This is a genomic window from Chitinophaga sp. sic0106, assembly GCF_019219075.1.
In the GTDB taxonomy this organism is placed as follows: domain Bacteria; phylum Bacteroidota; class Bacteroidia; order Chitinophagales; family Chitinophagaceae; genus Chitinophaga.
In genome coordinates this window covers 519360-532929 of record NZ_JAHUWJ010000001.1, presented here as the reverse complement: position 1 = coordinate 532929, position 13570 = coordinate 519360, and the positions used below count along the sequence as shown (strand labels likewise).

General features: G+C 47.0%; 12 protein-coding genes. 6 read left to right on the top strand and 6 right to left on the bottom strand.

The window, feature by feature from the left end; genetic code table 11:
- Positions 1-22 precede the first annotated feature (22 nt).
- The gene (locus tag KW844_RS02270; RefSeq protein WP_218375078.1) at positions 23-304 is read left to right on the top strand and encodes a hypothetical protein; all 282 of its coding nucleotides are present in this window, start codon (positions 23-25) and stop codon (positions 302-304) included.
- 114 nt (positions 305-418) lie between these two features.
- On the opposite strand, the gene KW844_RS29365 is transcribed toward KW844_RS02270, so the two are convergent.
- The 6 genes from KW844_RS29365 to KW844_RS02240 form a co-directional block, all read right to left on the bottom strand.
- On the bottom strand, positions 419-1447 hold the full coding sequence (locus KW844_RS29365; RefSeq protein ID WP_370626446.1) for an NAD(P)H-dependent glycerol-3-phosphate dehydrogenase: 1029 nt from the start codon (positions 1445-1447) through the stop codon (positions 419-421).
- Positions 1448-1544: 97 nt separating this feature from the next.
- Positions 1545-2921 carry an efflux RND transporter periplasmic adaptor subunit gene (locus KW844_RS02260; protein ID WP_218375077.1) on the bottom strand — a complete coding sequence of 459 codons (1377 nt, stop codon included), beginning with the start codon at positions 2919-2921 and terminating at the stop codon, positions 1545-1547.
- Positions 2922-2946: 25 nt separating this feature from the next.
- The gene (locus KW844_RS02255; RefSeq protein WP_218375076.1) at positions 2947-4398 is read right to left on the bottom strand and encodes a TolC family protein; all 1452 of its coding nucleotides are present in this window, start codon (positions 4396-4398) and stop codon (positions 2947-2949) included.
- Between the two features lie 131 nt (positions 4399-4529).
- On the bottom strand, positions 4530-5192 hold the full coding sequence (locus KW844_RS02250; RefSeq protein ID WP_218375075.1) for an ABC transporter ATP-binding protein: 663 nt from the start codon (positions 5190-5192) through the stop codon (positions 4530-4532).
- Between the two features lie 123 nt (positions 5193-5315).
- Positions 5316-6005 carry an ABC transporter ATP-binding protein gene (locus KW844_RS02245; protein WP_218375074.1) on the bottom strand — a complete coding sequence of 230 codons (690 nt, stop codon included), beginning with the start codon at positions 6003-6005 and terminating at the stop codon, positions 5316-5318.
- 35 nt (positions 6006-6040) lie between these two features.
- Entirely contained in the window at positions 6041-7288 is a 1248-nt protein-coding gene (locus KW844_RS02240; RefSeq protein WP_218375073.1) for an efflux RND transporter periplasmic adaptor subunit, read from the bottom strand.
- A gap of 211 nt (positions 7289-7499) precedes the next feature.
- On the opposite strand from KW844_RS02240, the gene KW844_RS02235 reads away from it, so the two are divergent.
- Genes KW844_RS02235 through KW844_RS02215 form a run of 5 tightly spaced genes read left to right on the top strand, consistent with a single transcriptional unit; the run spans position 7500 to position 13489 of the window.
- The gene (locus tag KW844_RS02235; protein ID WP_218375072.1) at positions 7500-8852 is read left to right on the top strand and encodes a sigma-54 dependent transcriptional regulator; all 1353 of its coding nucleotides are present in this window, start codon (positions 7500-7502) and stop codon (positions 8850-8852) included.
- Between the two features lie 9 nt (positions 8853-8861).
- Positions 8862-10202 carry a PAS domain-containing sensor histidine kinase gene (locus tag KW844_RS02230; protein WP_218375071.1) on the top strand — a complete coding sequence of 447 codons (1341 nt, stop codon included), beginning with the start codon at positions 8862-8864 and terminating at the stop codon, positions 10200-10202.
- A gap of 4 nt (positions 10203-10206) precedes the next feature.
- Positions 10207-10920 carry a lysoplasmalogenase gene (locus KW844_RS02225; RefSeq protein WP_218375070.1) on the top strand — a complete coding sequence of 238 codons (714 nt, stop codon included), beginning with the start codon at positions 10207-10209 and terminating at the stop codon, positions 10918-10920.
- 40 nt (positions 10921-10960) lie between these two features.
- A complete protein-coding gene (gene nadB / locus KW844_RS02220) occupies positions 10961-12559 on the top strand; it encodes an L-aspartate oxidase (RefSeq protein WP_218375069.1) in 1599 nt (532 codons plus the stop codon).
- Between the two features lie 39 nt (positions 12560-12598).
- Entirely contained in the window at positions 12599-13489 is an 891-nt protein-coding gene (locus KW844_RS02215; RefSeq protein ID WP_370626443.1) for a lysophospholipid acyltransferase family protein, read from the top strand.
- Positions 13490-13570 lie beyond the last annotated feature (81 nt).

The following is a 13570-nucleotide window of genomic DNA, read 5'->3' as shown; positions in this document are numbered from 1 at the left end:
TAACTACAAAAATTGGAATTACATGCGGAATATCTCTTGTACATTCAAAGTAGATGGTGTACCCAATAAGGTGGTACTGCGAAAAGTGGCGAAAGAAAGAAGATTTCAGGCTTCCCTGAACGGAAGTACAACACCAACGGAATACATTATTTCTGATCGCACAAATGAAGTGGAATACTATGATGGTCCAATGTTGAGTGATACGTATTTTGCGAGGGTGGTATGGATTATCAAACAATATTTCCCGAACGTCAGGGCTATAATGAAAGCAGGTGCGGATAGCTATGACGATTACGAAGAATAAAGATTTCATCTATACAAAGGGTTGCTGAGTTTAGGATCTCATGCAATACCGAAAGGGAAATTTTGCGGGAGACTTCTGCCTCCCGCTTTTTTTATTTGTAAAGATGTTTGTTAACTAGATGAAGCCTTTTTCAAGGGCCATAAACACCTCCGTAGGATGCAGCTGTTGCCACAAAATAGCATACACCGCCTGGGCCACTGGCATATAAGCACCGATTTCCCGGTTCATTTCATGTAAACACTTGCTGGCATAATATCCTTCCGCAATCATATTCAGCTCCAGCTGTGCAGCCTTCACTGAATATCCCTTCCCGATCATATTTCCGAATGTACGGTTACGGCTATGTAAAGAGTAACAGGTTACCAGCAAATCCCCGAGGTAAGCGCTCGCGCTGTAGTTATGCGCTGTGCTCTCCACCCCTTCTTCCGCTGCATGTATGGTTTCATATTGCTTCAGGAAGGTTTGCATCTCCCCAAAACAATTGGTGATAAACACACTCAGGAAATTATCCCCATACTCCAACCCATGTGCAATACCGGCACCAAGCGCATAGATATTTTTCAATACTGCCGCAAGCTGCACACCAATCACATCTGTGTTCACCACCGTTTGCAGATTGCTGTTGGTGAACTTATCTGCGATGGTCTGCGCCTTATCCGGAATAACACCGGAGAAGGTGAGATACGACAGCTTTTCGTTGGCTACTTCTTCCGCATGGCAAGGGCCTGTGATCGTGAAATAGCGATCCAATGGCACCCGGAATTTCTCCGCCATATAATTGTTAATCAGGGTATTGGTACTGGGTACCAACCCCTTAATGGCGGATATCACGTCTTTATTATCAAAAGCATCCTCCGGCAAATCCCGTAAAGCATCTTCCAGGAAAGCCGATGGTACAGAAAGTATCAGCTGATCGCTTGCACCAACAATATATTCCAGATCGCTGCTCATATCCAGCAGGCTGGTATCAAAATATACAGATGTCAGGTAATGCTTGTTATGATGGCGAAGCTGCATATGCCGGATGGTATCCTCATTACGAATCCACCAGTTAATGCGGTGACCGTTGTCGGTCAGAATCTTGGCCAGCGCGGTAGACCAGCTACCACCGCCGATAATACCTATGCTTTTATCCTTACTCACTACGCGAATTTTTACGCAATGTAACGAAATTGCCACTATTGAAACTGAAGAAGCCGCACCAAAGGCGCGGCTTCCAATATGTTACAGGATATCCCCGTTACTTTTGAGTCCCCTCAAACAACTGTGTTTTTGGAACCACTTTCACCTTTTTACCGTTGGATAAAGTACGTGAAACTGCTGAATATGGTGCAGTAATAATCTCATCACCTTCTTTTAATCCGGACAGGATTTCAATGTTAGTATCGTCCTGTACACCCGTGGTGACATTGATCATTTTAACAGTCATATCTTTCTGTAATACAAAAACTACTTCATTCAACTCAGGTTTGGTGCTTTCAGAAGAACCAGGCGTAGTATTATCCTGCACCGGTTTCTTATCTCCTTTCACACTGTCCTGATCGCGGGTAGTAACTGCATTGATAGGAATAGCCAGAATGTTGTTGACGTGTCTTGTCTGGATATCAACGCTGGCACTCATGCCCGGGCGGAAAGGATAAATTTTCCGGCCTCCGTTGGTAACCGTCATAAGATCCGCATAGCTCTCCGCCAGCACGCGGATATGTACGATGTAGTTAGTCACCTGTTCAGCGCTGCTGGTAGCAGCTGTGGCGGTGGCTGCGCCCTTACTGCTGCTCGCAATCTGTGTAACTATCCCTTTAAACTTGCGGTTATTATAAGCATCTACTTCGATGATGGCAGTATCCCCGTATTTAACTTTAGGGATATCATTTTCTCCCACATCTACCTGCACCTCCATGGCGTTCATATCTGCAATGCGCAACATTTCAGTACCGGTCATTTGTGCCGTACCTACCACGCGCTCGCCTTTTTTCACGGAGAGCAGGGATACGATACCACCCATTGGCGCATTGATGGTGGTGCGACCCAGGTTTTTGTTAGCCTCAGTCAGGTTTGCCTGTGCACTGGCAACAGCAAATTTGTTACTGTTGATCTGCTGTACAGCGGCGTTATAGTCTGCCAGGGAAGCCAGGTAAGTGGCTTCCGCGGTTTCGTATTCTGATCTTGAAATTACCTTCTGTTCCAGCAGTTCCTTATTACGATTGAATGCTGCTTTATTCTGATCCAGACGGGCTTTGTAGGAATTAAGCGCCGCGGTGGTATTCGCCAGCTGGGCTTGCGACTGACTCACGGAGGCGGCAGCCTTGTCCACCATGGAGCCATAAATATCTGCGTATATGCGTGCCAGTACCTGGCCTCTTTTTACGCTGTCGCCCTCCTGTACCAGGAGGTCTGTGATTTCACCGGAAACGTCGGAGCTAACTTTTACTTCTACTTCGGGGTAAATTTTTCCACTGGCTGTTACTACTTCGATAATGTTTTTGCGGCCAGCCTTTTCTGTAGCGACTTTAATACCTTCTTCCTTACCAATAACGCCTGTTTTTTTCAGGACGACGAGTAGAACAATAAGTGAACCGAGTATGCCTATGAGCCAGTAAAGTGTCTTTTTCTTCATAAAGCAGTTTATTTCCTGAAAAGCACTACAGCGATATCTTTTGATCTCTGTAGAACTCCAGTAATTTCATTTTAAATATATAATCGTATTGTGCAGAAACCTTGTCGATCTGGGCCCTGAACAGCTTACTTTGTGTGGTAATATAGTCGATGGTATTCATCAGACCAAGGTTAAAACGTTTGGTGGCAAAATCATAGGCTTTCTGAGCTGCATCCACTCCTTTGGAAGATGCCGTGTACTTCTGCAGGGCAGCCACTGCGTTGGCATGGGCAGTGTAAATATCCTGTCTGAGCTTTTGCACATCCAGTTCCTTAGTCAGCTTAGCATTTTCTACATTCAACTGCGCTTTTCTGGTATTGGCCCTTACCTGCCAGCCATTGAAAATAGGGATGCGCAGGTTTAACTGAATAAACTGCTGGAAGTTATTACTGATTTGATCGCCAAATGGGGTCATATAGTAGGCGCTGGGAGGTATGTGTGCCCCTTCTTTCACCACCGCCTGGGTGGGCGCGCTGGCGAGGTAACCTACTGTGTCTATTGATCTTTGAACTTTTGTTATATCCAGACTTCTGAAGTTATTGGCAAAGGATGATCCCAGACCGGCAGTGAAGCCCAGCGACGGATATAATCCAGCCCTGGTGGACCTATAACTATATTCTGCTGCCTGAACTTTTGAATCGTCCGCTTTCAATAATGGATAAGTGGTAGTGGCCGCACTGTAAACCATTTCAGGCGCCATCTCACTTAAATGGGCAATTGGCATATCAAAGATGTTCTCTGGCACCTCCGGCTGAAATGGAATTTCGAAGTCCAGGTTCATATAGGCTTTCATCTGCAAAATAGATGTGATAACATTATTCTGAGCGGTTACCAGGTTCACGCTATCTGTTGCCAGCTGCGCTTCCAGGTCGGCCTGGTTACTTTCCGGAACAGATCCTGCGATAACAAGTTTCTTAGTATTTCCCAGGTTGGAGTTGGTGAGTTTTACCTGCACCTCGTTCACTTTTACCTGTTCGATATTCAACAAAATCTGTAGGAAGGCGGTGGCCACATTAAACGCGAGGTCGTTCCTGGCTTTGTCCATCAGGAAATTATTGGCGTTCAAATCAAAGGTATTGGCCTTTACCAGGTGTTGCTTCGCAAACCAGTTGAAAATATCACCTTGTACGTTGGCACTACCATTCAACGAGGTGAAGGATTGCTGCGTATAAGTATTGGTTTCAGGGCTGGGGTTACGACCTTCGTTGTATGCCCCACCTAAACTGGCATTAACAGACGGAATTCTGTTCAATTTGCTTTGCTTCAGGGTAAGCTCGGCCATACGCTTCTGTATGTCCTGTTGCCTTACTTGTATATTATGTTGCAATGCATAATCAACACAACGTTGCAAACTCCACGTATCCTGCGCTACAGCTTGTGAGATGTTAGCAAACATGAATAGTAACAGGCACCAGCCTGTATATCGGGATAATCTCATAGCATTACAAAAATATAGTAATTGTATTGATACTTTCCTCTTCTTATTGACGGAAGGTAAAATTTTAGTAGGTATGGCGACATACCTCAAAATTTGAGTGTACAACATAATCTTTTTTTATCAGATTATTATTATTGAATTATACCATCCTGTATCTGGATAATCGTGTTGCCGTAGGTGGCATTCACATCGGAGTGGGTAACCTGTACAATGGTAATCTTATCCTGTTTGTTTAGCTGGCTGAATAGCTCCATGATCACTTTAGCCTGGTCGGAATGCAGGTTGCCGGTAGGCTCATCGGCCAGGATCACCTTCGGTTCTGCCACCAGTGCGCGGGCAATACCCACGAGCTGCTGCTGCCCGCCCGAAAGCTGGCTGGGGAAAAGGTCTTTCTTAGCCACCATGTTAAAGCGGTCGAGTATATCCGCCACTTTGCTTTTCCTTTCGGATGCCGGCACGTTCTTATATAATAAAGGAGTTTCAATATTCTCGTACACCGTCAGCTCGTCGATCAGGTGGTAGGCCTGGAATACAAAACCGATGGCGCCCCTGTGCAACTGGGTGCGTTTCTTTTCATTCATACTGTCTACCCGCTCACCCTGGAAAAGGTAACTCCCGGCAGATGGTTCTTCCAGCAGTCCAAGGATATGCAGCAGCGTGGATTTACCGGAACCGGAAGGGCCCATGATCGACACAAACTCACCTTCCTGGATGGTCAGGTTGATATTCTTCAGAATTTCATTTTTTCCAAATCCTACGGGATAGTGTTTGGAGATATCTTGTAACTGTATCATAGTTTGATTTTTGCAAATTATATAGACAGAGTGTGTGGACACACTCCCTGATTACTTGTTCACTTGTTATTCTACTCGAAAATTTAACGCGATGGAATACACGCAGTTATGTAACGTACTGGCCTATACGTGGAATTGCTCCTTAATATTTTCTGTTACCACACGGCCATCAAACAGGTTGATCACCCGGTGGGCAAAACCTGCATCATACGGCGAGTGCGTAACCATGATCAGTGTAGTACCGGCATTATTCAGCTCCTGCAGTAACTTCATCACCTCTTCCCCATTGGTGGAATCGAGGTTACCGGTGGGCTCATCGGCCAGGATGAGGTTAGGCTTGGCTACCACGGCGCGGGCAATGGCCACACGCTGCTGCTGACCACCTGACAGCTGCTGTGGAAAGTGATTGCGGCGGTGCATGATATTCATGCGCTCCAGCACCTCCTCCACTTTTTGCTTACGCTCCGGCGCCGGCACCTTCAGGTACAGCAACGGCAACTCCACATTTTCGTATACGGTCAGTTCATCAATCAGGTTAAAGCTCTGGAATACGAAACCGATAGCCCCCTTCCGCAACTGGGCCCGCTGGCGCTCACTCATGCGCGCCACCTCCTTGCCCCAGAAATGATACTCCCCGTCAGTAGGATTATCCAGTAATCCAATAATGTTGAGTAAGGTCGATTTTCCGCATCCGGAAGGGCCCATGATGGCCACAAATTCGCCATCCTGGATTTCCATATTAATACCATTCAAAGCTGTTGTTTCTACTTCTTCAGTGGTAAAGAGCTTTTGTAAGTTAACGGTACGTATCATAAAAAGACTTTTATGGGATTCTGAATATAATATTACTAAAAGGCTAACACATCTTTGTTGCCAAAACTTTCATAAGAAGAAGTAATCACCTTGTCGCCAGGCTGCAACCCTTCCAGCACCTCAAAAAACAGCGGGTTTTTACGGCCCAGCGTGATGGTACGCTTAACGGCACGTTTGCCATCCTTATCAAGTACATACACCCAGTTACCACCCGTGTCGGAGAAGAAACCGCCCAGCGGCAGCAGGATCGCTTCGTTGGACTTACCCAGTACCAGCCGGATAGGGCTCGACTGCCCGCGGCGGATGCCTTCCGGTGTTTGCTTTTCAAAGGTAAGATCCGCCTGGAAACGGCCATTCTTTACCTCCGGATAAACTTTGGTCACCATCATTTCATAGCTCTTACCGTCAAACTCAAAGGTGGCCTTTAAACCGGAGAAAACCTGTGAAACATAGTGTTCATCAATATCTGCACGCAATTTAAATCCATTCAGGTCATCGATCTGACCCAGATTCTGGCCGGCAGTAATGCTGGAACCTACTTCCACATCTATGGAGGATAACTGACCATCTACCGGGGCACGTACGATCAGGCTGTTCAGGTTCTCCTTCATCAATGCCAGATTACGCTGCGTTCTTACCAGTGTACCTTCCAGCTGGGCAATCTGCCGTACGGCATTTTCGTCCTGGTATTGCTGGGATTGTTGCTGGATATCCCTTTGCTTGAGAAGTCCTTCCAGCTCAATTTTGTTTTTATTAAACTCCTGCCGTGCTACTATCTTTTCATCTACCAGCTGCTTGTTCCGGTCGTACAGATCCTGCGCGGCTGCAATCTTTGCCTCCATTTCATACATCGTTTGCTGCATGGTGAACTTCTGCTGCCGGATAGACAGGCGGGTATTCTGCAACTCATTCTGTAAACGGTATATCTCTGTCTCATGATTTACGAAGTCCATCATCAACCGCTGGTTGTCCAGCTTCAGGATAGAATCGCCAGCCTTCACCATGCTGCCGCCTTCCAGGTATTTATGACTTACATACCCTCCTTCAATGGCATCGAGGCGAATAGTTTTTAAAGGCATTACCACGGCTGTTACAGCAATGTATACATCAAAAGTTCCTTTGGTAACTGGTGAAATGGTAATTTTCTCCTTTTCAACATTAAGGGTTGCCCTGTGATCTGCAAAGATGAGGTTATATGCCAGTAACAGTACAGCTATACTGCCCACTCCTATCAGCAGGAGGCGTTTTCTGGTCCAAAATTTCTTTTCTAGTTTTCTGTCCATGATTTGTTGGAAAGTTTGATGTCCGGTAGAAGTCAATGCATATGCCAATAACATAATCATCTGTACATCAATTAATTAAAGCGCACTCCTCCCTTAAAATCTGTCCTGTTCCGCACAGCATTTGTTCACATTCGGACACTTTCAAATCTTTGCTTTCATGCGGAGAAAAATTCTTTATTATTGTAGCCAATACCCACTCAATATCACCGCTATGACCACAATGCAACAGGGGAAAATTCTTATTATAGACGATGATGCAGACGTTTTACGCGCCGCACGCCTACTTCTTAAAAGACATTTTGAACAGGTTGACTTCGAAAAGAACCCCCAGAAAATACCCTACCTGATAAGTAATTTCGACTACGACGTGATTTTGCTGGACATGAATTTTACCCGCGACCTCAGTAGTGGAAAGGAAGGCTTTGAATGGCTGGATAAGATTCTCGATATCAAACCTCAGTCAACAGTGGTATTATTTACAGCGTATGGCGACGTGGAAATGGCCGTGAGAGCCATTAAAGCCGGTGCGGCCGACTTCGTGCTCAAGCCATGGGAAAACGATAAACTCGTAGCCACTATTCAGTCGGCATACCACAAGCATATAGCCGCCACCGCCAAACCAGGTACCACCCATGCCAGCGCCGGCGGTAACCTGCTGATAGGCAAGAGCCCCGCCATGCAGGAAGTATTCGAAACAGTATCGCGTGTAGCCGGCACCGATGCCAATATCCTCATCCTCGGTGAAAACGGCACCGGCAAAGACATGCTGGCCAGGCATATCCACCAGCAATCCCACCGGAACGATAAACCCTTCGTGAGCGTGGATCTGGGCGCCATCTCCGAAAGCCTGTTTGAAAGTGAACTGTTCGGTCACGTGAAAGGTGCTTTTACCGACGCGCGCGACGACCGGAAAGGCAGGTTTGAAGAAGCCAACAGCGGTACCATCTTCCTGGATGAAATAGGAAACATTACCATCCCCTTCCAGGCTAAATTACTGACGGTATTACAGAACAGAAATGTGACCAAAGTAGGTTCCAATAAACTGGTTAATATTGATGTGCGACTGATTTGCGCCACCAACAGAAACCTGCCGCAAATGGCCACCCAGCAACAATTCCGCCAGGACCTCCTCTTCAGGATCAACACCATCGAAATACACCTGCCCCCACTACGGGAACGCACAGACGATATTGTGCCGCTGGCAGAACATTTCCTGAATATCTACCGCGATAAATATAAACGCCCTGTTAATAGTCTCAGCGACGCGCTCATCACGCAATTGCAGAAATACGAATGGCCGGGTAATATCCGTGAACTGCAACACGCCATAGAAAGGGCAGTGATCCTGTCACAAGGAAAAACCCTGCAACCGAAAGACGTATTCACCAAAAACAACCAGGCAAATGATCAGGCGGCAGACACCGGCTACAACCTGGAAGATATGGAACGAAACATCATCACACAGGCAATGAAAAAGTGCAGCGGAAACATTACAGAAGCCGCCAGGGAACTGGGACTCAGCAGAGCAGCTTTATACCGCAGGCTGGAAAAATATAACATTTAACCACACTGCATGAACAGGTTCAGTATCAACCTCTGTATACGTGTTGTGCTGCTTGCCGTAACGATTACCGCAGGGGCATGGCTATTTTTCAGATTCAGCGAAGTACTTGCCTATCTCTGTATCCCCCTGGTACTGGGTCAGATGTATGGCATCTATCATTACCTGAACCGCATCAACCGCAAGCTGACGCTGTTCCTGGAGTCTATCCGTTACCAGGATTTCTCTATCCGCTTCAGTAGCGACAATAAGCTTGGCAAAAGCTTTCAGCAGTTGAATCAACAATTCAACGAAGTGCTGGAAGCCTTCCGGCAAACACGTGCGGAAAAAGAGGCGAACCTGAAATATATCGATACCATTATTCAGCATATTAGTATCGGCGTGATTTCCTTTGATGCTGCCGGAAAAATAGAACTGATCAACCCTGCCGCCTTTCGGTTGCTCAACATTTACCGGTTGCGCAACCTGTCGGAACTGAAAGCTTCACATCCCGGGCTGGACGAGCTTTTGCTGCAATTACCCTCCGGGAATAAATCGCTGTACGCTACCAAACAACAGCAACAGTTATCCATACACGCTACTGCCCTGCGTTTGCAGGGGCGGTTGATCAAACTGATTTCTATCCAAAACATTCATGCGGAACTGCAAAAGAAGGAGCTGGATGCCTGGCAGAACCTCACTAAAATCCTGCGGCATGAAATCATGAATTCAGTAACGCCGATTGTGTCGCTCATTGGCACCATGCAGGAAATTGTAGCGTTGGACATTGCGCCGGGCGCCACTAATGCAGAGGGTATTGCTGACCTGCAGGAAGCGCTGGACACAGTGGAGAGTCGCAGCAAGGGCATTATGAACTTTGTAAACGCCTACCGTGACTATACTGCCCTTCCGGAACCTCAGTTCACGGTGATAAATATACGTTCGCTTGTAACTGCGGTGGCCAATCTGTTTCAGGCGGACCTGAAGCAGGCGGGCATTCATTTCTCTCTGGAAATTAATATTCAGCAAACAGAGATACATGCGGACATTTCCCAATTGCAGATGGTACTGATTAACCTGGTAAAAAATGCGATGGATGCCCTGGAACACACGCCAGATCCGGCTATTACCATGCAGGTGTATCAGCCGGGCACCGGCCTGCTCCACATTGAAGTGACTGACAACGGGCCAGGGATAGATGAAGCCGCCATGGAAAAGATTTTCATTCCTTTCTTCACTACAAAAAAGAAAGGATCGGGCATAGGATTAAGTCTGTCGCAACAAATTGTACAACTGCATGGCGGCCAGCTGCGGGCAAGCAGTCCCGCCACTAACGGCAACGGTTCTACGTTTTCTATCATCCTCAATATTTAACCATATGATGGCTCCCCTCTTTCGTTCCAAATGGCTATGGGTATATAGTATTATTTTACTGCTAGACGTTATATTTACTGCGCAGCAATTGCCAGTTCCCCGCTACGTTACCAAGCCATTGCTCACGGTCGTTTTGGCCATTTTCGTGTTGTCTGAAAGGGGGTACATAAAACGCAGTTATCTGATCTTTCTTTTACTCGCTTTATTTTTCTCTTTCTGGGGGGATGTATTGCTGATGTTTGACCACCAGCATCCTACCTTTTTCCTGGGCGGGCTGGGTAGTTTTTTACTGGCGCATGTGATGTACATCAGTTTCTTTTTGAAGATACGGTATAGTAATCCACCCGTGCCTTTGTGTAGGTACCTCTGGATTTTTCTGCATGCGGCATTTTTGATCGGTTTTATTATTTATTTGATGCCGGTGCTGGGCGCTCTGAAGATCCCCGTGATTATATATGCAATTACGTTAAGCATCACTGTGCAAAGCAGCCTGCATGCCTTTCACCTGAGCTGGCAGCGGGCAGGGGCCTACTGCATCACCGGGGCGGTGCTGTTCCTTATATCCGACAGCCTGATTGCGGTGGGAAAATTTATGACGCCACTGCCTGCCAACGGCGTGCTGGTGATGGTTACCTACGGCCTGGCGCAGTGGCTGCTGGTAACCGGTGCAGTGCTGTATTTCAACCCGTTATTACAGAAGAGCCACTCCTCAATTTAGGGCTATTAGCTTTCAGCTTAATTCGTACTTTTGTTGCCTTATGCAGCAAACAGATTTTCTTGTCATAGGATCGGGTATTGCAGGACTAACATATGCGCTGAAAGTATCTCAGCAGTGTCCTGACAAAAAAATAACCATCATTACCAAGAGCAGGGAGGATGAAACGAACACCAAGTATGCACAAGGTGGCGTGGCGGTAGTGAACGATCTGGAAAACGATAGTTTCGAAAAGCACATCGATGATACACTGGTAGCCGGCGACGGATTGTGCAATCCCCGCATCGTGGAGATTGTAGTAACCGAAGGACCGGAAAGGGTGAATGAAATCATTGAGTGGGGAGCCAATTTCGATAAAACTGCCAATGGCGACTTCAGCCTTGGCCGTGAAGGCGGACATTCCGTTTTCCGGGTGATCCACCACAAGGACATTACCGGAAAAGAGATAGAAAGAGCCTTGCTGGAAGCTATTCACCAGCGGCCAAATATAGAGCTGGTAACCCATTGCTTCGTGATTGATCTGATCACACAGCACCACCTGGGATTCCTGGTGACTAAGTCCACCCCGGACATTGAGTGCTACGGTGTGTATGTGCTCAACCGCAAGACGAACGAAATCGAAAAGATCTTATCCAAAATAACGCTGCTGGCTACCGGCGGAAACGGCCAGGTATACCGCAGCACTACCAACCCTACCATTGCTACCGGCGATGGCATTGGAATGGTATACCGCGCCAAGGGCCGCATTGAGAACATGGAGTTCATCCAGTTCCACCCTACGGCATTGTACCAGCCTGGTGTTAGCCCGTCATTCCTGATCACCGAAGCCGTTCGCGGCGATGGTGGCATACTCCGGAATATTCACGGCGAAGATTTTATGCATAAGTATGATCCGCGCTTGTCACTCGCGCCCCGTGATATTGTGGCCCGTGCGATCGACAGCGAAATGAAGATCACCGGTACCGAGTATGTATACCTGGATTGCAGGCATATGGATATAGAGAAGTTTGTCCATCATTTTCCGAATATCTACGAAACCTGTATAGCCGCCGGCATCGACGTGCAGCAGCAGATGATACCTGTTGCCCCTGCGGCGCATTACAGCTGTGGCGGGATCAAAACCAACGAGTGGGGCCTCACCTCTATCCGTAACCTGTATGCCTGCGGCGAATGCGCGAGCACAGGTTTGCATGGTGCCAACAGGCTGGCCTCCAACTCCCTGCTGGAAGCCATGGTATTTGCACACCGCTGCTTTATGGATGCCACCAGTAAAATCGACAGTATTCCATTCCGGGATAGTGTACCTGACTGGGATGCACGTGGCACCACGGCGCCAAAGGAAATGATTCTCATTACACAAAGCCTGAAGGAGCTGAAACAGATTATGAGCGACTATGTGGGCATTGTACGCACAGATGTGCGGTTGCAGAGAGCCATACGCCGCCTGGATATGCTCCATGAAGAAACGGAAGACTTGTACGAAAAAACAGAAGTATCTCCCCAGCTATGTGAGCTACGAAATATGATCACCGTAGGATACCTGATTGTTAAAGGTGCAGCCTTCCGCAAAGAAAGCCGTGGCCTGCATTTCAATACTGATTACCCGTACAAATGTGAACTGTTGCAGAATATAGTACTGTAAGGCAATAGCCTGGTTTTCATTACCTTTGCTATCAATTTAATGATAGGAAGCATGTACTATATACTACTGGTTATATTTTACGGAATTTCTTTGTTGCCCTTACGAGTGTTGTATCTGCTGAGTGACTTTCTTTATGTGCTGATATACCATGTAGTGGGATATAGAAAGAAGGTGGTTTTTGAGAATTTACGGCAGGCATTTCCTGATAAATCAAATGCTGAAATAACCCGCATAGCAAAAAAATACTTCCATAACCTCACGGATATGATGGTAGAAACCATCAAGCTGCTCACCATGAGCGAAAAAGAGCTGCAAAAGCGTTTCATCTGCGATCTTACGGTGCTGCGGGAGCTATATGCACAAGGCAGGAGCTGCCAGATGCACCTGGGGCATAATTTCAACTGGGAATGGGCCAATGTTTTCTGCATGCAGGGCGTGAGTTTTCCATTCCTGGTGGTGTATATGCCACTTACCAACAGAGCTGCTGACAGGCTTTTCAGGCATTTCAGGGAGAAGGCAGGGTCTATTCTGCTACCAGCCAACGATATGGGCAACAGTATTAAGCCATGGCTGGATAAACAATATCTCATTGCACTGGTGGCCGATCAAAATCCAGGGAATCCGCGCAGCTGCCTCTGGTATCCCTTCCTGAATAAAATGACGCCCTTTTACAAGGGTCCTGAAATGAGCGCCAAACGACATAATATCCCCGTGGTGTTTGCGGATATCCGGAAGCCCAAGCGTGGCTATTACAATGCTACCTTAACGCTGCAATTTGAAGATCCGGCCAATGAGCCTCCGGGTAAGATCACGGAAACTTTCGTGAGGTTCCTGGAAAAAAATATTCATGAACAGCCGGAAGTATGGGTGTGGAGCCACCGGAGGTGGAAACACCGGTATGAAGACCATCAAAAAGAAGAAACTACATAAATAATTGGGGGCTCACTAAAAACTCGCGTTTCGCGGCAAAGCACTTTAGTCAGCGTTCCTAAAACAGCAAAGGCTGCCAGT

Bases quoted from the DNA above. Each gene is read 5' to 3' on its own strand.
- KW844_RS02230 (WP_218375071.1), top strand. From the start codon at position 8,862: ATGAACAGGTTCAGTATCAACCTCTGTATACGTGTTGTGCTGCTTGCC.
- KW844_RS02215 (WP_370626443.1), top strand. From the start codon at position 12,599: ATGATAGGAAGCATGTACTATATACTACTGGTTATATTTTACGGAATT.
- KW844_RS02240 (WP_218375073.1), bottom strand. From the start codon at position 7,288: ATGGACAGAAAACTAGAAAAGAAATTTTGGACCAGAAAACGCCTCCTG.
- nadB (WP_218375069.1), top strand. From the start codon at position 10,961: ATGCAGCAAACAGATTTTCTTGTCATAGGATCGGGTATTGCAGGACTA.
- KW844_RS02260 (WP_218375077.1), bottom strand. From the start codon at position 2,921: ATGAAGAAAAAGACACTTTACTGGCTCATAGGCATACTCGGTTCACTT.
- KW844_RS02225 (WP_218375070.1), top strand. From the start codon at position 10,207: ATGATGGCTCCCCTCTTTCGTTCCAAATGGCTATGGGTATATAGTATT.
- KW844_RS02235 (WP_218375072.1), top strand. From the start codon at position 7,500: ATGACCACAATGCAACAGGGGAAAATTCTTATTATAGACGATGATGCA.
- KW844_RS02255 (WP_218375076.1), bottom strand. From the start codon at position 4,398: ATGAGATTATCCCGATATACAGGCTGGTGCCTGTTACTATTCATGTTT.
- KW844_RS02250 (WP_218375075.1), bottom strand. From the start codon at position 5,192: ATGATACAGTTACAAGATATCTCCAAACACTATCCCGTAGGATTTGGA.
- KW844_RS02245 (WP_218375074.1), bottom strand. From the start codon at position 6,005: ATGATACGTACCGTTAACTTACAAAAGCTCTTTACCACTGAAGAAGTA.
- KW844_RS02270 (WP_218375078.1), top strand. From the start codon at position 23: ATGCGGAATATCTCTTGTACATTCAAAGTAGATGGTGTACCCAATAAG.